This window comes from Petrimonas sulfuriphila, assembly GCA_038561985.1.
GTDB lineage: Bacteria > Bacteroidota > Bacteroidia > Bacteroidales > Dysgonomonadaceae > Petrimonas > Petrimonas sulfuriphila.
This window is the reverse complement of record CP073276.1, coordinates 786,656-808,667: the sequence shown is the minus strand read 5'-3', so window position 1 is coordinate 808,667 and position 22,012 is coordinate 786,656. Positions and strand designations below refer to the sequence as shown.

The window sequence follows — 22,012 nt, the reverse complement described above, 5'->3', positions numbered from 1 at the left end:
TTATCTTTACCGTCGAAAAGCAAACAATATGAAACACAGGTTTCTCTTCTTTCTGGTGTTGATTTTTTCTTCTTCGGTTTATGCTCAGGAATATCGGTGGAAAGTGGAATTGGACTATTTTTTTGATAACACGGAGTACGGAAGATCATCGTTCACTGATTCCGAAACCATGAACGGAATCTGGCTTAAACCCATGGGGAGCATCGGTTGGGGAGAGAAACATTCCATCCGTTCCGGGGTAAACCTGCTGAAAATCCCCGGAATGGATAAAATTGTCGATAAAGTGGAAGTTTCTTTGTGTTATCAATATAAATCGCCGGCTATGGTGTTTCGCGCCGGTTCTTTTCCGCGGAGCGAAGTGTTGGGAAATTACAACAATTTCTTTTTTAAGGATTCAGTGAATCATTTTGTGCCGTTAATGCAGGGAGTGTTTTGGCAAATCGGAAGCAACCGGAATTTTCTCAACATGTGGTTCGACAGAACAGGATATGCCACACGCACCAGGCACGAACATTTTTTTGTAGGATTATCAGGAAAAATATCCAATGGACTTCTCTTTGCCGATTTTCAGTCGTACATGTTTCACTACTCCAACACAAAGCCTGCGACGCCGGGTGAAGGTGTGAGCGAGAATCTGCAGCTGCAGGCGACAACCGGGCTGGATTACGAAGGAGAGGACGGGTTTAAAGGATTAATCGCTGTGGGAACATTGATGGGATACGAAAGAGATCGTCGGTTCGAAAGCGAACGGTACAAGCCTGTCGGGTTCGTTGCCCGCGGCGATGCCGAAATGTGGGGAATCGGTACAAAAAATACGTTTTACCGGGGGGAGCCGCGCATGAGATTGGCCGGTACCTTTGGAGGGAACCTCTATTGGGGAACACAATTCCTTCGGGCAAAGTCGTATGCCGAAAGTGAATGGTACATCCGCCTGATAGAGTCGGATTTTGTAAAGGCACGGTTCAACTGCAACCTGCATTTCACCGAAGGCAACGTGTTGTTTCAGCAGATGCTTACCGTTTCTGCATCGATCGGTAATTTTACACCAAAGAATAGGAAAACAACCCGTTATCCTTGGATGAGAATATTTCATTAGAATCAAGAATCAAGATAAAAGATATTTTAATGAAGGATTTGTTTTCAAATAACAACATACAACCTGCAGAATCTCCATCGGTTGGCGGAAATTCGGCGGCTAAAGATAAGTTGGAAACCCTCCGCAAACAGTTACACGAGCATAATTACAATTACTACGTACTGTCGCAACCTACCATTTCCGATATTGATTTTGATGCATTGATGCAGCAACTGGCGGAATTGGAAAAGGAGTATCCTGAGTTTTACGACCCCAATTCGCCCACGATGCGGGTGGGAAGCGATATTAACAAGAACTTTGTTCAGGTGCAGCATCGATATCCGATGTTGTCGCTGCAAAACACTTACACCGAAGAGGAGATTGCCGATTTTTTCAATCGTGTAAAGCGCTCACTGAACGAGGATTTTGAAATTGTATGTGAGTTGAAATTCGACGGGACATCGATTTCACTCGTTTACGAAAATGGCAGGTTATCACAGGCTATTACCCGGGGCGACGGCAAGCAAGGCGATGACGTTACGGCTAATGTCCGTACCGTGCGAAACATCCCGTTGGTGCTCAAAGGTGACAATATCCCCGGGTATGTTGAAGTGCGGGGCGAAATTCTGATGCCTTGGAGTGTTTTTGAGGAACTGAACAGGGAGCGCGAGTCACAGGAAGAACCACTTTTCGCTAATCCCCGCAATGCGGCATCGGGAACACTTAAGATGCAGGACTCAAAGGTGGTTGCAGCCAGGAAACTGGAGTCGTCTGTGTATTACCTGATGGGAGAAGGATTGCCGTCAGACAGTCATTTCGAAAATATGGAACTTGCCCGCAAATGGGGGCTGAATGTATCCGCTACAATGAAAAAGTGTTGTTCGTTGGAAGAGGTTTTCGAGTTTTTGAAATACTGGGACGTGGCGCGTAAAAGCCTTTCTGTTGCTACCGATGGCGTGGTGCTGAAAGTAGATTCCCTTTCGCAGCAACGCAATCTCGGCTCAACCTCCAAGTTCCCCCGGTGGGCCATTGCTTACAAATTCAATGCCGAGAAGGCCCTTACCCGTCTGGAGTCCGTTACTTACCAGGTGGGACGCACCGGTGCAGTAACACCCGTAGCCAACCTTGAACCTGTTTTGCTTTCGGGAACAACCGTAAAACGGGCTTCCTTATACAACGAAGATGCCATTCTTGCACTTGATCTGCACATCGGCGACAGGGTTTATGTGGAAAAAGGCGGTGAAATCATACCCAAGATCACGGGGGTTGACAAAGAGGCCCGCTTCCTTATCGGGGATAAGGTACAGTTTGTTACCCGTTGCCCCGATTGCGACACTCCGTTGATACGGAACGAGGATGAGGCCGTGCACTACTGCCCCAATAGCGAAAATTGTCCGCCACAGATAAAAGGACGTATCGAGCATTTTGTTACCCGTAGGGCAATGAACATCACTATGGGCCCGGAAACCATAGGGCTGCTTTATGATAAAGGCCTGATCAGGGATGCTGCCGATTTATACGCGTTGCAATTCGAGGACCTGGTGAGCCTGGAGCGTTGGGCGGAAACCAGTGCTAATAACCTGCTGGCAAGCATTGAAAAATCGAAGACAGTCCCTTACGAAAGGGTATTGTTTGCTCTCGGAATTCGTTTTGTGGGAGAGACCGTTGCTCAGAAGCTGGCATTGGCCTTTCACGATATCGATTTGCTTGCAGCTGCAACGGTGGAAAAACTAACGTCGGTGGAGGAAATCGGCGACCGCATTGCCCGGAGTGTAAAAGACTTTTTCGAAAATCCCGGATGCGCGGATTTTGTGAACAGACTTCGTGCGCATGGCTTGCAATTTCAACTGAGTGAAGAAGCCCTGGCGGCAAGGACGGATAAGCTGGCGGGACTTACCGTGGTGATAAGCGGAACATTTGAGTTACATTCGCGCGACGAATATAAGGCAATGATTTTACAACACGGAGGAAAGAACAGCGGGTCGGTATCTAAAAATACTGATTACATCCTTGCCGGAGAAAATATGGGGCCAGCAAAATTAGAAAAAGCCGAAAAGCTGGGGATCAAGGTTATCGATGAAAAAACATTTTTGAAAATGTTGGATTGTTCATTTTTATAATATGGTTATTACTTTCATTATATTGATTGCAACAGCGTCTCTGTTTGTTTGGGGGAAAATACGTTCCGATATTGTAGCGCTTTGCTCATTGCTGGGCCTTTTACTCACAGGTATTCTTACGCCTACAGAGGCGCTGTCCGGATTTTCAAATCCCATTGTGATCATGATTGCGGCGCTATTTATCGTGGGTGGCGCCATTTTTCAAACGGGACTGGCCGCTAGAGTAAGTAAAGGGTTGTTGCGCTTTGCCGGAAACAGTGACTACAAGTTATTTTTACTTGTCATATCCGTAACCGCGCTTATCGGATCAGTGTTGAGCAATACGGGGACGGTAGCGCTGCTTATGCCCATCGTGGTGAGTATGGCCACCTCCTCCAACATGAGTGTCCGGCGTTTGTTGATGCCGATGGCTTTCGCCAGCAGCATAGGTGGTATGATGACACTTATTGGAACGCCGCCAATCCTTATCGTACATAATACGCTTGTTGAGTCTGGGCATCGTGGATTTTCGTTTTTTACCACATTACCCGTAGGAATAATTTTGTTGTTTTGCGGAATTTTATTATTATGGCCTTTGAGCAAAACACTTGATAAAAAAAGGAAGAAAGACGACGATGACAACCGTTCGACAGTGAAGTCTCCCAAGCAGCTGGTAACGGAATACCGGTTGGCAGAAAACATGTACAGGGTGGAAACGAACGGGAAATCTCCGGTGGTCGGGAAAAAACTTTCCGAACTCGATATAACGAAGCAATATGCCGTGACTATCGCCGAAATACGCCGCAGGTCGACGTCGCCGTTCAAGAAAACCGTTACCCAGGAATTGCCTGAAGCCGGGACCGTACTTGGCGATAATGACGTGTTGTACCTGATTGGCGATTTTGTTAACGTTGCCCGGTTTGCTGAAGAGAAGGACCTTAAATTCATCGATCAGTCCTCCGACGACTCCATGCCTACTTTTTCGGGAAAACTGAAGTTCGATGAGATTGGTATGGCCGAGGTGGTTGTGCTTGCCAACTCCAACATCATTGGTCACCCGGTAAGGGAGTCGGGTTTCCGGAAGAACTACAACGTAAATATTATCGGCATACAACGCAAGACGCGCTATCTGGTGCAAAATGTGAAAGACGAAAAAATACAGTCGGGCGATATGTTGTTGGTCCAGGGTGCATGGGAAGACATTGACAGGTTAAGCCGTTTGCAAGCTGAAATTGTAGTCATCGGGCAACCCTCGGCAGAGGCATCCAAGGTAACGCTTGAAGACAAAGCACCCGTTGCGGGAATTATTATGGGATTGATGGTTGTTGCGATGATCTTTAACTTTTTTCCGCCTGTGGTGGCGGTATTGATGGCTGCTGTCGCCATGATCCTTGCGGGATGTTTTCGAAGCGTACGCGATGCTTATCGTACGATTAACTGGGAAAGCGTCATCTTGTTTGCCGCCATGATGCCTTTGGCTACGGCTATGGAGAAAACCGGAGCATCAGAACTTATCTCTTCGGGTATAGTCGGTTCGCTGGGAAGTCGTGGCCCTTATTTGGTATTGGCCGGAATTTATTTGGGTACCTCCATTCTCACGATGTTTATCAGCAACACGGCAACGGCTATTTTGTTTGCGCCCATTGCACTGCAGGCTGCCGTTGCGTTGGGTGTCAGCCCTTATCCTTTCCTGGTTGCGGTAGCGGTTGCTGCCAGTATGTGTTTTGCAAGTCCTTTTTCCACACCGCCCAACGCCATGGTTGTATCGGCAGGCCGGTACAGCTTTTTGGATTACGTTAGGGTGGGATTACCGCTGCAGGTTTTCTACATGGTAATTATGGTGTTTGCCTTGCCTTTGGTGTTCCCGTTCTGAACCCCGGAAAAATAAGAGTTGCGGTATTATGTATCAGTCATCGGGTAAATCAAACTCTTCGATAATCTTCACGATTTCCTCCCATGGCAGTAGTTTCCCTTTTCCGAAATCACCGCAGGCAAGCTCGCCTTCAGCGGTTTCATAGACGTGGTATCCCCATTTTTTCAGTTTTTCGATGTTGTCCTGAACAATCGGATTTTCATACATAAAGGTGTTCATGGCAGGGAAAATAAGTACCGGGCTTCGGGCTGCCATCACGGTGGTAGTGAGCATGTCGTCTGCAATTCCCGAGGCAATCTTCCCGATAATGTTGGCTGTGGCGGGCACAATGACGAACAGGTCGGCTGCCTTGGCCAGGTCGATATGCTTGGTGTCCCATTCCCGTACCGGGTCAAACATGTCAGTGACAACCGGATTGTGCGACATAGTTCTAAAAGTGAGCGGCGTGACAAACTCCTGGGCGGATCGGGTCATGATCACTTCCACGTTGTGCCCGTCCTTTTTCAGCTGATTGACAATTTCTACGGCTTTGTAGCAGGCAATTCCGCCTGAAACTCCGATAACGATCGTTTTCATTTATTTCCTCCTTGTTTCATCATTTCCCTTACAATAGCTTCAGCTATTTGTTTCTTCCCGATCGGCCGGTCAACGACTTTCCCCGATCTTATCAACATGCCGAGATGATTGCTCTCCCCCAGTTGCGCCAGTTCGTTGGCAAAAACCATGTCACATCCGTTTTCTCCGGCAAGTTGGTTGGCAACCCGGATCAGTTCTTCTTCCGGCACATCTTTCAGCAGTTTGAATCCCACCAGAAAGGTATTCGGATTGTTTCGTTTAATTAGCGGAATCACTTTTTGGGTGCGTCTCAGACCCAGAATAATGTTGTGGTCCGACGGGATTTTTTCCGTCAGGCTATACCTGTTTTCCGGATTTTCGAGCACTTCTCTCACGGTCGCTCCAGCGTCACCGCTGTACGGCAAGCTGTTTATTTCTTTTGCCAATTCCTCCGTACTTGCGACATAGGCAAGCGTGAAATCGGATATGGCCATGGAATGGATGAAGAAATCTACCGGAACACTTTTGGTTAACGCATCCACGGCATGGTAAACACTTTCCGCATCGGTGACGGGGACAAAGTCCACGAACGGAAGTTGCTCTTTATCTAACGCCTTCCTGAAAGCCGTTTCGGTGAAGAGATAAGTTACGTGGAAATCGGAACGTTTTTCAGCGCAAAAGTAGTCCAGGATTGTTTCCAGGCAATACCAGCCAAGCAGTCCGGTGCTGATGTTGGTCAGCCTCCGCACTCCATCGATATGCTCCGATGTTCCGCCTGCCGTGATGGCTATATTCAGCATAAATTATATCCTTTCGGTTATCCGGTTGTCCTCATCCAAAATAAATACACCGGGTTTGTGCTCTTTTGCTTCTTCGGGCGACAGGGAAACATATGCCATGATGATGATTTTGTCGCCGGGTTGTACCAACCGGGCCGCCGCACCGTTCAGGCAAATGGTGCCGCTGCCTGCCTCTCCTTCGATGACGTAGGTCTCAAACCGCTGCCCGTTGTTGTTGTTCACCACGCTAACCTTTTCCCAAACCAAAATTCCGCTTTGCTCAAGCAAGGTTTTATCGATGGTGATACTGCCCGTATAATTGAGATTGGCTTCCGTAACGGTCGCCCTATGAAGTTTTGCTTTCAATAAAGTGAGTTGCATCTATTTTTCTAAAATTATGTTGTCGATTAATCTTGTTTTGCCGAATCTTACTGCAACAGCCGCAAGCGCTTTGTCGCTGACGGTCTCTATCGTTTTTAACGACGGATATGCATATATGCTTACGTAATCGATGCAGGCAAGCGGCGCTTCGTTTATCTTACCGGTAATTTGCCGTATCAGTTTTTCGACGTTGTCTTCCCCTTTTTCGAATGCCGCCTGTCCTTCCCGCAGCGCTTTGTTCAATATGACAGCTTGCGCCCTTTCGGTAGCCGATAAATAGGTGTTGCGCGAACTCATGGCCAGCCCGTCTTCTTCTCTGACAATCGGACAGACGATCAGCTCGATGTCCATGTACAAATCGGCTACCATTTTTATCAGAATAGCCGCCTGTTGTGCATCTTTTTGTCCGAAATAGGCCCTTCGCGGCTGAACGATATTGAAGAGAATGGCCACAACCGTTGTAACACCTTTGAAATGAGCCGGGCGTGAAGCTCCGCAAAGTACCCGGGTGATGTCGCCGGCGACTTCCACAAAAGTGGAACTTCCCCGGGGATAGATCTCTTCCGCGGAAGGATAGAACACCACATCGGCTCCGGCACCTGTGGCGAGTTGTTCGTCGCGTTCAATGTTCCGGGGATAGGATTCGAAATCTTCGTTGGGGGCAAACTGGGTGGGATTAACGAAGTCGCTGACGACTACCGTATCGTTTTCGGCTTTTGCCCTACGGATAAGCGAGAGATGCCCTTCGTGCAGGAATCCCATGGTCGGGACAAAGCCTATGGATTTTCCCGATGTGCGTTGCGCACCGAGATACTCCCTCAATTCTTTTACGGTTGTAATGATCATTTTACGAATTATGAACGTTAAACTGTCTATTGTCTATTGTCTTTGTTCTTTGCTCCTTGCTCTTCAATACAGCTTTTCCAGAATATCCGCATCCATATCAAACGTGTGTTCTCCGGCCGGAAAGTCGCCTTCCCGGACTTCTGCAATGTAATCTTGGACAGCTGCCGTAATTTCGGTGTTCAGCTTTGCGTATTGCTTTATAAACCGGGGAACAAAATCGCTGAACATTCCTAGCATGTCGTTGATTACCAATACCTGGCCGTCACAACTTTTTCCGGCTCCTATGCCTATGGTCGGGATGCGGAGGGATTTTGTGATCAGTTGGGCCAGCTTGTCGGGAATGCATTCCAGTGTGATGGCAAAAACGCCAGCTTCCTCCAGCAATTTGGCATCTTCCCAGATTCTCTTTGCGCTTTGTTCGTCTTTTCCCTGTACTTTAAACCCGCCGAAAGCGTTGACCGACTGCGGTGTTAACCCGATATGCCCCATTACCGGAATTTGTGCATCCACAACGGCTTTTATTGTTTCCGAGAAAAGTGTGCCGCCTTCCATCTTGACGGCTTCAGCACCACCTTCCTTGATCATTCTGCCTGCATTCCGCACAGCTTCTTCTTTTGAAACATGATAGGATAAAAAAGGCATGTCGGCGACTACCAGCGCATTTTTCACACCCCGGACAACGGCTTTTGTGTGATATATTATTTCGTCAAGAGTAACCGGGAGCGTTGATTCGTTTCCCTGGAAGACCATTCCCAGTGAATCGCCAACCAGGACGGAATCGATTCCTGCGGCATCCACTATTTTCGCCATCGAATAATCATAGGCGGTGAGCATACTTATTTTCCGGTTATTGTCTTTCGCTTCCTGAAAGGATTTTACAGTAAATTTTTGTGCCATATTTTTTATTGCTTAGAGAGCGGGGTGTTAAGTACTTCTTCCAGCGAATAATCGCCCAACAGCTGCATGGTTTTTCTTCCCATCAGCGTGTATAACGCTGTCATTTCCGGCATAAGAGCATTCAAACTTTCCAAATGCATCCGGACGGTGTTTTTGTCGCCTCGCTTAATGGGACCGGTAAGCGCATCTTTAAGATCTTTCCCTTTTAGGTTAAGGATAACGCTTTCCAATAAAGGCCGGGCTGCTTCCTGAATATTGTCTCGGGGCATGCCCGATTTCTCGAAAATCGCAAAGGAGGCATCCAACAGCGTTACCAGGTAGTTCGACAAAACGCAGGCGGCCGCGTGATAAAGGGATTTCTTGCCGGGGTCTACGGTGAACGTTTGATTTCCGCACGCCTTGAAAAAGCCGGTCAATTGTCCGTTATCTTCCCCCGGCTTCTCGATGGCAAACCATACGTTGCCTAATTTTTCCTGTGCTACAACGGGATCGCCGAATGCCAAAAGCGGATGTGCGCAAGCCGTTTGATAGCCGTTTTCTTTTAGCGGGTTCAGTATGGAAAGAGGATATGCGCCGCTGGCGTGCAAGACCAGCTTTTCGTCCTTCCGGGGGGGAGGGAGAAGGGTGATTTGCCGGACAACGGCTTCAATCTGGTCATCGGGTGTCGTGATCCATATCATCTGGTTGTCATTGATCAGCTCCCCTGCAGATGCATAAGGATGGGAATGGGTCAGCCGGGCCGCCCTTTCGGTGCTTTTACAACTTCGGCTATAATAACCTCCTATCTCAAAACCGTTGTTTTTGAAATACAATCCTAAAGCGGTTGAAACTTGGCCGGCACCTATAAAAGCAATCTTCATTACCAATTTTACGTCGCTGTTCTGCGAGGCAAAGGTACAAAATAATATGAAATGAAAATGTTTTTAAGAAGTTATCCCAATGCGCAATTGGGTTGGGTAACTACTTTGAAGAAGTCGTTCCCTTTGTCGTCCACCAAAATGAAAGCGGGGAAATCCTCCACTTCGATTTTCCAGATGGCTTCCATACCCAGTTCGGGATATTCCACGCATTCGAGGCTCTTGATGCTATTTTGTGCCAGAATGGCCGCCGGACCCCCTATGCTGCCCAGGTAGAACCCTCCGTGTTTCTGACAAGCATCGGTCACCTGCTGGCTGCGGTTCCCTTTAGCGAGCATGATCATGCTGCCGCCGTGCGATTGGAACAGGTCTACGTAGGAATCCATCCGCCCTGCCGTGGTCGGTCCCATGGATCCCGAAGCATAGCCTTTGGGCGTTTTTGCCGGCCCGGCATAGTAGATGGGATGGTCTTTGATGTATTGTGGAAGACCTTCTCCGCGGTCGATCCGCTCTTTGAGCTTGGCGTGTGCTATGTCGCGCCCGACAATAATGGTGCCGTTAAGCGACAGCCGCGTTGAAACCGGGTATTTGGACAGTTCCGCCAGGATTTCCGGCATCGGACGATTGAGGTCGATCTTCACGCCGCCGCCTTCACCGGCTTCACGCATCGACTCGGGGATAAGGCGGGTTGGGTTGTCTTCCATTTTCTCAATCCAGATACCTTCTTTGTTGATTTTTGCTTTGATGTTGCGGTCGGCCGAGCAGGACACTCCCATTCCTACGGGGCAAGAGGCTCCGTGACGGGGCAGGCGGATAACGCGCACGTCGTGTGCAAAATATTTTCCACCGAATTGAGCGCCCAGTCCCAGCTTTTCAGACGCGATCTTCAGTTTTTCTTCCATTTCAATATCGCGGAACGCCCGGCCAAATTCATTGCCTTCGGTGGGGAGATTGTCGTAATATTTTGTGGATGCCAGTTTTACAGTTTTCAAGTTGGCCTCGGCAGAGGTGCCGCCGATGACAAATGCTAAATGATAGGGCGGACAGGCTGCAGTTCCCAGCGATTTCATTTTTTCCGTCAGGAACGCTTCCAGTTTTTCAGGGGTGAGCAACGCTTTGGTTTCCTGATACAGGTATGTTTTATTGGCTGATCCGCCGCCCTTGGCAACACAAAGGAATTTGTACTCATTCCCTTGAACCGCGTACAGGTCGATTTGAGCAGGGAGGTTTGTCCCCGTATTCACTTCGTCATACATGTTGAGCGGCGCATTCTGCGAATAGCGTAGGTTTTCGTTTATAAACGTGTTGTAAACACCACGCGAGAGGGCCTCCTCATCGTTTCCTTCCGTCCATACCTGTTGCCCTTTTTTGCCCATAATAATTGCTGTTCCCGTGTCCTGGCAGAAGGGAAGAATTCCTTTGGCCGATATTTCCGAATTGCGCAGGAAAGTGAGCGCCACGTATTTGTCGTTATCGCTCGCTTCGGGGTCGGTAAGAATTTTGGCTACCTGTTCCTGATGCTCGGGACGCAGCAGAAATTCCACATCGCGAAAAGCCGTCTGTGCCATCAGTGTAAGTCCTTCCTGAGAAATTTTCAATACCTCTTTCCCTTCAAATTCCGAAACCGATACGTGATCTTTGGTCAGTAGGTAGTATTCTGTGGTGTCTTTCGACATTGGGAAAGGGTCTTGATAATGAAACGATTTTGTTGCCATATAATGATGTTTTGTAAATGTTTTTTCGAACAGGTACAAAATTACAAAGAAAAAATGACTTTTTAGCAGGCAGTAGAGTAGACAACCTTTCGATAGGTCAGTTGTTTGTGCTATTTAAATTCATTATAAATAATATATCTTAAAAGCTCGTTTTTTAGGCAAAAAATATGTTCCTTTGTATCCGGAAATGAGATTGTGCTATTTATGCGACTTTCAGAACTACAGACCGGCGATAAGGCATTCATTGTAAAAGTAAATGGATCGGGGGCATTTCGGAAACGGATTCTCGAAATGGGCTTCGTGCGCGGACAAGAGGTGAGGTCGATACTGAACGCCCCGTTGAAAGACCCTATCAAATACGGCATCATGGAGTACGAAGTTTCGTTGCGGCGCAGTGAAGCCGTATTGATTGAAATTTCGAAATTGAAAGAAGATGTGGTGTATGCGGTGGACAATGACAAAACAGATGGGCCTGAAAACGAGGTTGAAGAGACGGACTTTCGCGATCCACCACTTTCTGACGAATCCGATTTAAAGAAAGAAAATAATAACGTTATTCGTGTTGCGTTGGTTGGAAACCCCAACGCCGGAAAAACCTCCATTTTCAACCTTGCGTCGGGGGCACATGAGCATGTGGGAAATTACAGCGGCGTAACGGTCGATTCCAAAGAAGGAACGCTGAGGCACAACGGTTATAAGTTTATATTGACCGATCTTCCGGGAACATATTCATTGTCTGCTTATTCTCCCGAGGAACTGTACGTAAGAAGTTATATTTTTGAAGAAAAACCCGATGTTATTGTGAATGTGGTGTCGGCATCGGCCTTGGAGAGAAACCTGTATCTTACCACCGAGCTTATTGAGTTGGAGAAACCAATGGTAGTAGCACTCAATATGTACGACGAACTTGAGAAGAGCGGCCGCTTATTCAAGCACCAGACGCTTTCTGAAATGCTGAATGTTCCTATTGTTCCTACGGTGGGAAAGAAAGGGTTCGGTATTCCCGAATTGCTCGAAAATGTGATTAGCATTTACGAATCCGGCAACAACTCTCACAACGTAAAGGTTCCCTACGGGCGTGTATTGGAGAAATCCATCGGCTTTATGTGTCGCGATTTATTATCCAACGGCTTTTCGACGTTAGGTATGCCGAAGCGTTATGTCGGTATTAAGTTGCTGGAGGGGGATAAAGAGGTAGAAAATGCTATTCGTGAGCACGATAAAGGCAAGGAGCTTCTGGCTCGTAGAAACAAGGAACGGGAATATATCGAAAGATTGTTGAAAGAAGACCCAGAGTCGGCCTTTACCAATGCCCGGTATGGATTTATTGCAGGAGCACTCAAAGAGACACTGAGCGAAAAAACAAAATTCGAAGATAAAACTACTGTGCTCGATGCTGTCCTGACGAATAAATATTTGGGGCTCCCGCTTTTCTTTGTCTTTCTGTGGATAATGTTTGAAGCTACATTCCGGCTTGGAGCTTATCCGATGGAGTGGATTGAGTGGATTGTGGCCCAGGCAGGGAATTTGATTCGTGTAAATATGACGGAAGGACCACTCAAGGATTTGCTGGTAGACGGCGTTATCGGCGGAGTGGGGGGTGTTATTGTTTTTCTGCCGAACATTGTGATATTGTACGCGTTTATCGCGTTTATGGAAGATTCGGGATACATGGCCCGGGCAGCGTTCATCATGGATAAACTGATGCATAACATCGGCCTTCACGGAAAATCGTTTATTCCGCTTATCATGGGGTTTGGGTGTAATGTACCTGCAGTAATGTCCACCCGCACAATCGAAAGCCGCAGCAGCCGGATGATTACCATGCTGATTGTTCCTTTTATGTCGTGCAGTGCGCGATTGCCGGTTTATATTTTATTTGTAAGTGCATTTTTTCCCCGGAACGGCAGTTTTGTCATGCTCGGATTGTACAGCGTAGGGGTTCTTGTGGCTATTCTGACGGCGATTTTGCTCCGTAAACGATTTTTTACCAAGGAAGATACGCCGTTTGTGATGGAGTTGCCGCCTTACCGGATGCCTACATTTAAATCGGTAGTCATCCATATGTGGGAAAGGGCCAAGCAGTATTTGCTGAAGATGGGCGGTCCCATTTTGGTTGCCTCCATCATTATCTGGTTTCTGGGGTATTTCCCGCAAGATGTACAGCGCGAAGCGCAATTTGACAGGCAACTGGCACAACTCGACAGCCTGGTTTTACCGCAGACAGAAAAAGAGATCCGGGTGATAGAAATTGAACACGCAAAGAACACCGAACATCAGGTAAATTCATACATCGGAAAAATTGGCCATTTTATGGAGCCATTGATGCGCCCGCTTGGTTTCGACTGGAAAATTTCCGTGAGCTTGTTGTCGGGAATGGCGGCAAAAGAGATTGTAATCAGTACGATGGGGGTGCTTTATACCGGTGACAGTGAGGACCAGCAGTCGTTGCAAACCCGGCTTTTACAGGAGAAGCATCCGGACGGGACACCTGTTTTCTCACCGCTGGTCGTTATCGGATTTTTGCTGTTTATCCTGATCTATTTCCCCTGTATTGCCACCATAGTTGCTATCAAAGAAGAATCCCATTCGTGGAGGTGGGCGCTTTTCAGCGTGGTCTACTCGACAGGGCTGGCCTGGTTTATAGCTTTCCTGGTTTATCAAACCGGCCGTTTCTTTATTTAAACTTTCCGTCCAATTCTTTGTTGTTAAAATATGAGTTTACAGTTGTTCATCGTTATCATCATCGGCATTGTTGTCTCCATCGTGGTTGTTCGTGAGATTTACCGTTTCTTTTTTGTGAAGAAGGAGTCCGGGTTTTGTGGCGGGTGCAAGGGATGCGATTTTAATCCCGGGCATATCCAGAAAACAAAATAAAGGAGAATCAAACCATTTAATTCTCTTTCAACAGTCTTCCCAGTACTTCCAGGTTGGCCGGTGATGTTGATTTTTTCCCTGCAGGTGTGTATAATTCTTCAATGCGCGATGCGTATGCCGAATAGACCTTGTGTTTTACGATTTTCATCGTGGAGTTCACCATGCCGTTCTTTTCGGTAAAGGGTTCTTCAATCACGGCAAATGCGGAAGGCAGCCACCGGTAAGGGAACATCCCGTCGTTCTTTCCTCCCTTGAGGTATTCCGCAATTTCCTTTTCAATAAGTAGAGCCGCTTCCGAGGGGTCTGACGTTCGCTTTTTTAATTCAACGGGATTTACGGTGATAAGCGCTGTGGTATAGGGGCGTTGGTTGTTGTACAACACAATCTGATTGATAAACGGAGACTGGGCCATGATGGACTCTTCAATTCCTTCGGGAGAAAATTTCTCACCGTCATCGCTGATCAGCAGCGATTTTGTGCGCCCAAGCACATACAGGTATCCGTCGTTGTCGATGTATCCCATATCTCCTGTCCGGAGCCATCCATCCACAATGGTCTCGGCCGTGGCTTCGGGGTTTTTCCAATATCCTTTCATCACGTTCCCGCCCCGGATAATGATCTCACCCTTCTTCCCCGTGGGAACTACCTGCATCTTGTCGTCCACAATTTTTATATCCATATGCGGAAGCGGTTTCCCTGAAGAACCGAGTTTGTGTGCATGAGGGCAATTGGCGGAGATGATGGGAGTCGCTTCTGATAGGCCGTAGCCTTGGTACATAGGAATGCCTATTGCATAGAAGAAGCGTTGCAGTTCAATATCGAGGAGGGCGCCACCCCCAATGAAGAATTCCATATTGCTGGCAAACGATTCACGTACCTTTGAAAAGATGATTTTATCGTAAAAGGCCAGAAGCGGTTTTATCCAGAAACGTCCACCGGAGCCTTTGTTGAAGCCTTCTTTGTTATACGCATATGCTGTTTTAAGGGCTTTCCGGAATAACATACTGGTCAGTTTGCCTTTCTTTTCAATTCCGGCTTCGATGTTTTTTCGGAAGTTGGAAGCCAGTGCGGGTACGCTCATCAGCAGATGAGGGTTAATCGCTTTCAGGCTTTTGGGTACGTTCCGGAGAACCTCCATAGGGGATTTACCCATAGCTACCGATGCCAGTGAAGCTCCGCATTTCATGAACGAATAAATTCCGGCGGTGTGTCCGAAGGAATGATCCCACGGAAGGATAAGTAGTTGCCTGAAATGGGAAGGTATTCCGTTTAAATGCTCCACTGCCTGTTCCGAGTTACAGACGTAGTTGCCGTGTGACAACATAATCCCTTTCGGGTTAGCTGTTGTTCCCGAGGTGTAAGAAATGTTGGCCAGTGAATCGGGAGTAACGGCTTTTATCCGTTCTTCCAACGCTGACGGATTGTTGGCCAGCAACTTCTTTCCCTGTTCGATTATGGAGTTAAACAAAGTTTCATTTTCCTGCAAGGTTTCTTCCGGGTCAAGCAGGATGTACTGCCTGACAGTAGAAAAGGCTCCCTTCATCGGGCGGATTTTCGCTATTTGCTGATCGGAAGCCATAATCGCGCAACATTCGGAATGATTCACGCGAAAACTGATGTCTTGCTCCGTTTCCAGTTTCACGGAAAGAGGGACGCAGACAGCCCCCGCATGCAGCACCCCAAGCTCACCTATCACCCAGTTGTTTTTTCCTTCGGAAATCAGGGCGACACGGTCGCCCGCCTCGATCCCCAACGCCATTAACCCGGCAGCGAACTGCCTGGCTTTGTCCTGGACTTCCTTGTAGGAGAGTGAGGTGTAATCTGTCCCTGTTCTTGCTTCGTAAAGAAACGGACGTTCGCTGTACTTCTCAACAGCTTCGTTCAAAAAAGAGATGATTGTTTTGCTCATCGATGTTGGATTTAATTTTTTGCTGCAAATTTACTGTTTTTTATGGAATACTACTCCCTCCACTTTATCCATTTTGGGCCGTCGCTCCATCCTGACTCCACGACCGTTTCAATAAATTGCATACCCCGTACACCGTCGTACACATCCGGAAAATCCAGTATATCGGCAGAGGGGGGGCTTTTTTCATTTTTGCCTTCACCGTCAGCGCGAAGTTACGGTAGATATTGGCGAAAGCTTCGATAAAACCTTCGGGATGCCCTCCGGGTGTACGTATGTTCCACCGGGTATTTTTACCCAGGTAAGGATGGTTCCCGCCGATATGCATCACTTCCTCGGGGCTGTTCCCTTTTTTTAGGAAAAGCTGGTTGGGATGCTCCTGAACCCATTGTATTCCTCCCTTTTCCCCATAGACACGGATGTTGATGTTGTTGGCTTCACCCACGGCAACCTGACTGGCCGAAAGCAGGGCTTTTACCCCTTCTTCCATCCGCATCATGGCCACTCCGTCGTCATCAATCGGACGCCCGGGAACGAAAGTATTCAGTTCGGCGCAAAGTTCCACCACTTTTAATCCGGTTACGTATTCGCACAAATGCCAGGCATGGGTTCCTATATCACCCATACAACCTGCCTTCCCCGATAATTGTGGATCGGTACGCCATCCCGCATTGTTCCCTTCCATTAACTCGATGCGTTCCGCCAGCCAACCCTGCGGGTATTCTACGTATACACGGCGCAATTTGCCCAACTCTCCTGCGGCAATTCTCGCCTTCATCTCTTTTACCGCGGGATATCCGGAGTAAACGTGAGTCAAAGCCAGTACCAAACCGGTTTCTTCCACTTTTTTTTGAAGTGTTTTGGCTTCTTCAAGGGAGAATGTCATGGGTTTATCCAGTACCACGTGAAAGCCCCTTTCCAAGGCCATCATAGCCGGTTCGAAATGGTATTTGTTGGGGGTGACGATCACCACGAAATCCATCCTTTCGTTTTCCGGCAGGTCCGTTTCTTTCTCAAACATCTCCCGGTAGGTGCTGTAAATACGATGGTCCGGCAGGAAATAAGTGCGTCCCGATTCTTTCGATACCTCCGGGTTTGAGCTGAAACATCCGCAGGCCAATTCTACCATATTCTCCATCAAGGCTGCGCGAAGGTGAATGGCTCCGATAAAGCCGGTTATACCGCCTCCGACCATTCCCATTTTTAATCGTCTGTTCTCCATTACACTGTATTTTTGTTGATTATTTGGCAAAAAAAGCATCAAACGCATGTCCGGATACCTGAAAGTCCAGCCGCTTGGTGTACTCACACGATTCACGGGCTCCATGCTCGCGGTCCATAGCACTGTCTTCCCACTCTATCGAAAGCGGGCCCTGGTATCCTATGGCATTAAGGGCACGTATAATCTCTTCGAATTTTATTTTCCCGCGCCCTACACTGCGGAAGTTCCAAAAGCGACGGGGGTCGCCGAAAGGGACGTGTCCTCCGAATACTCCTACTTGTTTGGGAGTGTCACTCCAGTAAGCATCTTTCATGTGCACGTGAAAAATCCGGTCGGGAAACTGATAGATAAAATCCACGTAATCTACTCCCTGGTATCCCAAATGGCTCGGATCGTAGTTGAACCCGAAAGCGGGGTGATGATCCAAGGCCTCCAATGCCCTTTGGGCAGAAAAGGTGTCGAAAGCAATTTCGGTGGGATGTACCTCTAATGCGAAACGAACCCCCAGCTTTTCAAATTCGTCCAGAATTGGTGCGAACCGGGTTGCGAAATCTTGGTATCCTTTATCGATAGTGGATTGTGGAACAGGAGGGAAAGAATACAACAAATGCCATATTGGACTTCCGGTGAACCCTACGACGGTGTCAACCCCCAGCACCCGGGCTGCCCGGGCCGTCAGGATTAATTCTTCAGCGGCACGTCGGCGGACTCCTTCCGGATCGCCGTCTCCCCAGATATAATCGGGGAGGATACTTTTGTGGCGTTCGTCAATTTTATCGCACACAGCTTGCCCTACCAAGTGGGAGGAGATGGTTCGCAATTGCATGCCGTATTTTTCCAAAAGGTCTTTAATGCCCTTGTAATAGGCAGGATCGGTCTGACGGACATCCAGGTGGTCGGGTAATCCTAATTCAAGTCCGTCGTAACCGAATGCTTTTGCCTTTACGCAAACCTCTTCCAGTGATAAATCGCCCCATTGCAGGGAATAGAGTGTAACTAATCGTGCCATGTTTATTCTGTTTTTTATGATTTAAGAAAATACTATAGGATAAGTGTTTGCCGGGTTCGTAGACTGACTTGATTCCACGCAAAACTACTTCTTTTTTTCAAGAAAAACAAGGATGGTTCTCGGGGTTTCCCGGAAAAATTTAATTTTGTGCGTTACTTAACTCTTAAGAAATCTAAATCCCCAAACGAGCTTGACATAAATTTTGTACCTTTGTGCCCGGGTTATGAACATAACAAAGGTGTTACGCCAAAACAACACTAACGATCCGCACCTTTTGGGAAGGGGCGACATCAAAAAACTTCTCGCACAATACTCTTTACCCGCTATTATCGGTATGGTTATCACATCGCTTTACCATATAGTGGACAGTATTTTTATTGGGCACGGTATCGGTGCATCCGCACTTTCGGGCATGGCTGTGACTTTTCCGATTATGAATATTCTTGCCGCTTTTTCCACCCTTATTGGTGTGGGAGGTGCAACACTAACCTCTATCAGATTAGGTGAAAAAGACGAAGAGAACGCACGAAGTATACTTGGACATGTTGCCTTGGTAAATACAGTGAACGGGACATTGCTTGGGGTAGTGACGCTGTTTTTCCTGGAACCTGTTTTAAAGCTTTTTGGAGCTAGTGAAACGTTGTTGCCTTACGCAAGTGATTTCTTGTCGGTTTACATGATAGGAATTCCTGTTGGTTTTGTCTTTATCGGGCTGAATAACATTATGCGTGTGACCGGATATCCTAAAAAGGCAATGCTCTCTTCTTTCCTGACAGTTGCAGTAAATGTTTTACTTGCGCCAATTTTCATTTTTGTTCTTGGCTGGGGCATGAAAGGGACAGCGCTGGCCACAGTCCTCTCCCAGCTTGCGGGATTGGTGTGGGTGCTGATGCACTTTTTCAACAAGAACAGCCTTATTCGTTTTGAGATAAAGGGGTTTAAATTGTCCGGAAAGACGGTCGTCAACATGATGGCTATCGGTGTTTCTCCTTTTCTTATGAATCTCACCTCCAGCCTTGTTGTTTCGATTATCAATTTCGGATTGATGAAACATGGTGGTGATCTTGCTATCGGGGCATACGGAATCATCAACCGGATACTTTTCCTGTTCGGGATGATTGTTATTGGTTTAACAATGGGTATGCAGCCAATCGTAGGATACAACTACGGGGCAAAACAAATCGACAGGTCGTTCAAGGCGCTCAGGTACACGATCATCGTAAGTGTTTTAATCATGACTTTCGGTTTTTTATTTTCCCAACTATTCCCAACTTTGATCATGCGCATGTTTACCAGCGACAGGGAGCTTCTTGACATCTCTGTCCGCGGATTGAGAATTACCACTGTTTTGTTTCCTGTTATTGCCGTTCAGATGGTTATCAGTAACTTTTTCCAGTCGGTTGGAAAAGCAAAAATAGCCGTGTTCCTATCGTTGACGCGGCAGCTTATTTTTCTGATTCCCTTTTTACTTTTGCTCCCCCGGTATTTTGGTTTGGATGGAGTTTTTATGAGTATGCCTGCCGCTGATTTAATCGCGTTTTTTGTAACAATCCTGACGTTTACCTATCAGTATAAAGGAATGAGGGTTAGGAAATAAAAGGGATTAACTTCCTTACTGGTGATTTGACCTAACCTTGTGGCTTCTTATCAATTTTGCCAGAACCACGGTAACCAGTAGCATGAAAATGAACCGAACAATTAAATCTATCCGTAATAACTGCCATTCACCCTTACAGGTTGTCCATTCGGGCAATTTACCGACATTATCGATGATCTGTCCTGAAACAATTGCTGTTCCAACATAATCGCGATAAATATCCGTTGAAGCGGCAAAATTGAAAACCATAAATACAACGGAAACAATGCTTAAGATAAGTGTAATGATCAATAACTTTTTCATCTTCTTTACATAATGATAATTGGGGTATTTATTTGTACGTAAGATGACTCGGGCAAGGATTTACCTGAGCATTACCAAGGGATAGCCTCGACATAAACGTCGGGGTTTGTTTACATCATCACGGATTCTTTTCTATTTATGTGCCTACTGTTTCTAAAAAAAGTAAAAGTAGTGTATTTTTTTGTATCTGTATAAAAAAATTATTTTTGTTTTGTTCCTAATTGAATGCTCTTTGTTACCCCAATCTCATTGATGAAATATGCATCATGGGAAATAACCAGTACCGTACCCCGATACTTTTTGATGGTATGGGCCAGTATCGATAAACTTGAGACATCAAGATTATTCGTAGGCTCATCCAATATGAAAATATCCGGGACGTGGTTGGAAATCATCAGGCAGCATAAGTAAAGGCGCATACGTTCACCTCCACTCAACGCTTGACAGTTTTTATCCCAGGTCTCTTGGGGAAACAATGCGCGGTTAAGCCGCAGTTTTATTTCGTGGTCGGACAGGTTGTTTTCGTTGTGTTGTTCTGCTAATTCCAACACCGTCAGTTTTTTGTTGACCCGAGCATACTCTTGATCAAGATAGATATATGAAAAATCTGCCCGGGAGACATGGCCTTGTGTTGGTGAAAGTTCACCCAGCAAGAGTTTGATCAATGTTGTTTTTCCACTCCCGTTGTCCCCGAGAATGTGTATTCTTTCTCCGCTTCGAACTTCCGTGTCTAACGGAGAAGGCCACAGGTATTTGTTTTCCGTGTACCCAAAATTCAAATTTTCAGCCGCAATCAAAACTTTTCCATCATGCAGTTTGGCGTCCTCAAAATTAATCTTCAATTCACTGTTCCTCTGTTGTTTTCCTTTTAGGGCGGATAAGCGTTGTTGAGTGTCGTTAATGATTCCGGAGTGTTTTTCTTTCAACTTGGCGGAACTGTTTTCAGACAGGTTGCGGCGTGCATTTAAAACGATACGGGCAAGCCCTCCTTTCTGTTTGCTCCGTTCACCGTGTGACGCTCTTCTTTCCTGACGTTCGCGAATTTCTTGCGCTCTCTTTCGGGCGATCCGTAAAGCCGTCTGTTCCGCATCAATTTGCTGTTCCAAAGCGCGATTCTCAGTCTCTTTCTGTGACCAGTAAAAATCGTAATTTCCCCCGTACAGCTTAATGCCTTTAGGGGTCAACTCGAACGTTTCCTCCAAAAGATTAAGCAGCGTAATATCATGGCTGACAATGATAACCGTAGCTTTTGTCTGGGATATGTACTCATAAAGCTTCTTCCTTGCTACGTAGTCGAGGTGGTTGGTCGGCTCGTCCAACAAAACGACATCGGGGTTGTGAACGGTTAATCCCGCCAACAAGACTTTCGTTTTTTCCCCTCCACTTAACTGCAAAATGGGTAGGTCAATAGGCAGATTCAATAATCCCCAATGTGTTAAAGCTACGCGGCACCTGTCTTCGATATCCCAATCATCGTTCAGGGTGTCGTAATGACCCTGGTCAACAGAACCTCCATAGATGGCCTGCAGGGCTTTTATTTTTTCAGATACCCCCAGGGTTTCTGCCAGGGTCTGCTCCTTAAAGTCAATCTGTTGAGGAATGTAATAAGGGGATGCCGATACCCGGATATTGCCCGAAGAAGGTGTCAGTTCGCCTGCCAGCATTTTAAGGAGAGTGGATTTTCCTGTGCCGTTGTTGCCGATGAGGGACACTTTCCCGCCTGGTGAAACGGAAAAACTAACCGATTCAAATAATGTAGGTCGATTGAAATAGTGATAGGAAATATCACTTACGATAATACTCATTGTTACAATTAATAGTGGATTCCATGCAGGAACCGGATTAAACCGAAGTAGGTGGGACTCTCTGGTGTCGGTTTAATAAAACCAACAACTATTAATTGTTTATTTTCATTGGAGTATCTTTTTAATTCGAATGCAAAAGTATGAACAATAGTTGAATATGCCAAATTGCCTGTGTCGACCTTTATATGAATTTACACAATCCTTGATTTCCGGGTG

17 protein-coding genes and 1 pseudogene are annotated in these 22,012 nt (G+C 46.8%); 6 read left to right on the top strand and 12 right to left on the bottom strand.

Going from position 1 to position 22,012, the window contains the following annotated elements; genetic code table 11:
- Positions 1-28 precede the first annotated feature (28 nt).
- From KCV26_03260 to KCV26_03250, 3 genes are read left to right on the top strand one after another with little or no spacing between them, the layout of a single operon-like run.
- Positions 29-1,096 carry a hypothetical protein gene (locus tag KCV26_03260; GenBank protein WZX37423.1) on the top strand — a complete coding sequence of 356 codons (1,068 nt, stop codon included), beginning with the start codon at positions 29-31 and terminating at the stop codon, positions 1,094-1,096.
- A gap of 29 nt (positions 1,097-1,125) precedes the next feature.
- Entirely contained in the window at positions 1,126-3,195 is a 2,070-nt protein-coding gene (gene ligA, locus KCV26_03255; protein WZX37422.1) for an NAD-dependent DNA ligase LigA, read from the top strand.
- A gap of 1 nt (position 3,196) precedes the next feature.
- Positions 3,197-5,047, top strand: a complete 1,851-nt coding sequence (locus tag KCV26_03250; protein ID WZX37421.1) for an SLC13 family permease — start codon at positions 3,197-3,199, stop codon at positions 5,045-5,047.
- 33 nt (positions 5,048-5,080) lie between these two features.
- Here the strand turns inward: KCV26_03250 and coaBC are convergent, their stop codons facing one another.
- From coaBC to KCV26_03215, 7 genes are all read right to left on the bottom strand, one after another.
- Positions 5,081-5,623 (bottom strand): bifunctional phosphopantothenoylcysteine decarboxylase/phosphopantothenate--cysteine ligase CoaBC, encoded by a 543-nt coding sequence (gene coaBC / locus KCV26_03245; GenBank protein WZX37420.1) that lies wholly within the window; start codon positions 5,621-5,623, stop codon positions 5,081-5,083.
- Positions 5,620-6,402: a hypothetical protein gene (locus tag KCV26_03240; GenBank protein WZX37419.1), complete on the bottom strand. Its 783-nt coding sequence runs from the start codon at positions 6,400-6,402 to the stop codon at positions 5,620-5,622. Before KCV26_03240 ends, coaBC begins: the two co-directional genes overlap by 4 nt.
- Positions 6,403-6,405: 3 nt before the next feature.
- Positions 6,406-6,762, bottom strand: coding sequence for an aspartate 1-decarboxylase (locus KCV26_03235; GenBank protein WZX37418.1), 357 nt, complete (start codon positions 6,760-6,762; stop codon positions 6,406-6,408).
- Positions 6,763-7,608 (bottom strand): pantoate--beta-alanine ligase, encoded by an 846-nt coding sequence (locus KCV26_03230; GenBank protein ID WZX37417.1) that lies wholly within the window; start codon positions 7,606-7,608, stop codon positions 6,763-6,765.
- 63 nt (positions 7,609-7,671) lie between these two features.
- Positions 7,672-8,505: a 3-methyl-2-oxobutanoate hydroxymethyltransferase gene (gene panB / locus KCV26_03225; GenBank protein ID WZX37416.1), complete on the bottom strand. Its 834-nt coding sequence runs from the start codon at positions 8,503-8,505 to the stop codon at positions 7,672-7,674.
- 5 nt (positions 8,506-8,510) lie between these two features.
- Positions 8,511-9,365 carry a DUF2520 domain-containing protein gene (locus KCV26_03220; GenBank protein ID WZX37415.1) on the bottom strand — a complete coding sequence of 285 codons (855 nt, stop codon included), beginning with the start codon at positions 9,363-9,365 and terminating at the stop codon, positions 8,511-8,513.
- A gap of 71 nt (positions 9,366-9,436) precedes the next feature.
- Positions 9,437-11,077, bottom strand: coding sequence for a fumarate hydratase (locus KCV26_03215; protein ID WZX37414.1), 1,641 nt, complete (start codon positions 11,075-11,077; stop codon positions 9,437-9,439).
- A 204-nt stretch (positions 11,078-11,281) separates the two neighbouring features.
- On the opposite strand from KCV26_03215, the gene feoB reads away from it, so the two are divergent.
- Positions 11,282-13,762, top strand: a complete 2,481-nt coding sequence (gene feoB / locus KCV26_03210; GenBank protein ID WZX37413.1) for a ferrous iron transport protein B — start codon at positions 11,282-11,284, stop codon at positions 13,760-13,762.
- A gap of 30 nt (positions 13,763-13,792) precedes the next feature.
- Entirely contained in the window at positions 13,793-13,954 is a 162-nt protein-coding gene (locus KCV26_03205; protein WZX37412.1) for a FeoB-associated Cys-rich membrane protein, read from the top strand.
- Positions 13,955-13,970: 16 nt separating this feature from the next.
- On the opposite strand, the gene KCV26_03200 is transcribed toward KCV26_03205, so the two are convergent.
- The 3 genes and pseudogenes from KCV26_03200 to KCV26_03190 all read right to left on the bottom strand — a co-directional run bounded on the left by KCV26_03200 (position 13,971) and on the right by KCV26_03190 (position 18,091).
- A complete protein-coding gene (locus KCV26_03200) occupies positions 13,971-15,863 on the bottom strand; it encodes an AMP-binding protein (GenBank protein WZX37411.1) in 1,893 nt (630 codons plus the stop codon).
- 50 nt (positions 15,864-15,913) lie between these two features.
- A pseudogene (locus tag KCV26_03195) lies at positions 15,914-17,082 on the bottom strand (Gfo/Idh/MocA family oxidoreductase).
- Positions 17,083-17,101: 19 nt separating this feature from the next.
- The gene (locus KCV26_03190; protein WZX37410.1) at positions 17,102-18,091 is read right to left on the bottom strand and encodes a sugar phosphate isomerase/epimerase; all 990 of its coding nucleotides are present in this window, start codon (positions 18,089-18,091) and stop codon (positions 17,102-17,104) included.
- Between the two features lie 223 nt (positions 18,092-18,314).
- Here KCV26_03190 and KCV26_03185 point away from each other — a divergent pair, with 223 nt between their 5' ends.
- Entirely contained in the window at positions 18,315-19,688 is a 1,374-nt protein-coding gene (locus KCV26_03185) for an MATE family efflux transporter (GenBank protein WZX37409.1), read from the top strand.
- A 15-nt stretch (positions 19,689-19,703) separates the two neighbouring features.
- Here the strand turns inward: KCV26_03185 and KCV26_03180 are convergent, their stop codons facing one another.
- Positions 19,704-19,991 carry a hypothetical protein gene (locus KCV26_03180; protein ID WZX37408.1) on the bottom strand — a complete coding sequence of 96 codons (288 nt, stop codon included), beginning with the start codon at positions 19,989-19,991 and terminating at the stop codon, positions 19,704-19,706.
- Positions 19,992-20,191: 200 nt separating this feature from the next.
- Positions 20,192-21,796, bottom strand: coding sequence for an ABC-F family ATP-binding cassette domain-containing protein (locus KCV26_03175; GenBank protein WZX37407.1), 1,605 nt, complete (start codon positions 21,794-21,796; stop codon positions 20,192-20,194).
- Between the last annotated feature and the right edge of the window lie 216 nt (positions 21,797-22,012).

Excerpts from the sequence above, each read along its gene's own strand:
- KCV26_03240 (WZX37419.1), bottom strand. The coding sequence starts at position 6,402 with ATGCTGAATATAGCCATCACGGCAGGCGGAACATCGGAGCATATCGAT.
- ligA (WZX37422.1), top strand. The coding sequence starts at position 1,126 with ATGAAGGATTTGTTTTCAAATAACAACATACAACCTGCAGAATCTCCA.
- KCV26_03260 (WZX37423.1), top strand. The coding sequence starts at position 29 with ATGAAACACAGGTTTCTCTTCTTTCTGGTGTTGATTTTTTCTTCTTCG.
- KCV26_03205 (WZX37412.1), top strand. The coding sequence starts at position 13,793 with ATGAGTTTACAGTTGTTCATCGTTATCATCATCGGCATTGTTGTCTCC.
- KCV26_03190 (WZX37410.1), bottom strand. The coding sequence starts at position 18,091 with ATGGCACGATTAGTTACACTCTATTCCCTGCAATGGGGCGATTTATCA.
- KCV26_03220 (WZX37415.1), bottom strand. The coding sequence starts at position 9,365 with ATGAAGATTGCTTTTATAGGTGCCGGCCAAGTTTCAACCGCTTTAGGA.
- KCV26_03215 (WZX37414.1), bottom strand. The coding sequence starts at position 11,077 with ATGGCAACAAAATCGTTTCATTATCAAGACCCTTTCCCAATGTCGAAA.
- feoB (WZX37413.1), top strand. The coding sequence starts at position 11,282 with ATGCGACTTTCAGAACTACAGACCGGCGATAAGGCATTCATTGTAAAA.
- KCV26_03180 (WZX37408.1), bottom strand. The coding sequence starts at position 19,991 with ATGAAAAAGTTATTGATCATTACACTTATCTTAAGCATTGTTTCCGTT.
- panB (WZX37416.1), bottom strand. The coding sequence starts at position 8,505 with ATGGCACAAAAATTTACTGTAAAATCCTTTCAGGAAGCGAAAGACAAT.
- KCV26_03250 (WZX37421.1), top strand. The coding sequence starts at position 3,197 with ATGGTTATTACTTTCATTATATTGATTGCAACAGCGTCTCTGTTTGTT.
- KCV26_03235 (WZX37418.1), bottom strand. The coding sequence starts at position 6,762 with ATGCAACTCACTTTATTGAAAGCAAAACTTCATAGGGCGACCGTTACG.
- KCV26_03200 (WZX37411.1), bottom strand. The coding sequence starts at position 15,863 with ATGAGCAAAACAATCATCTCTTTTTTGAACGAAGCTGTTGAGAAGTAC.
- coaBC (WZX37420.1), bottom strand. The coding sequence starts at position 5,623 with ATGAAAACGATCGTTATCGGAGTTTCAGGCGGAATTGCCTGCTACAAA.
- KCV26_03175 (WZX37407.1), bottom strand. The coding sequence starts at position 21,796 with ATGAGTATTATCGTAAGTGATATTTCCTATCACTATTTCAATCGACCT.
- KCV26_03185 (WZX37409.1), top strand. The coding sequence starts at position 18,315 with ATGAACATAACAAAGGTGTTACGCCAAAACAACACTAACGATCCGCAC.
- KCV26_03230 (WZX37417.1), bottom strand. The coding sequence starts at position 7,608 with ATGATCATTACAACCGTAAAAGAATTGAGGGAGTATCTCGGTGCGCAA.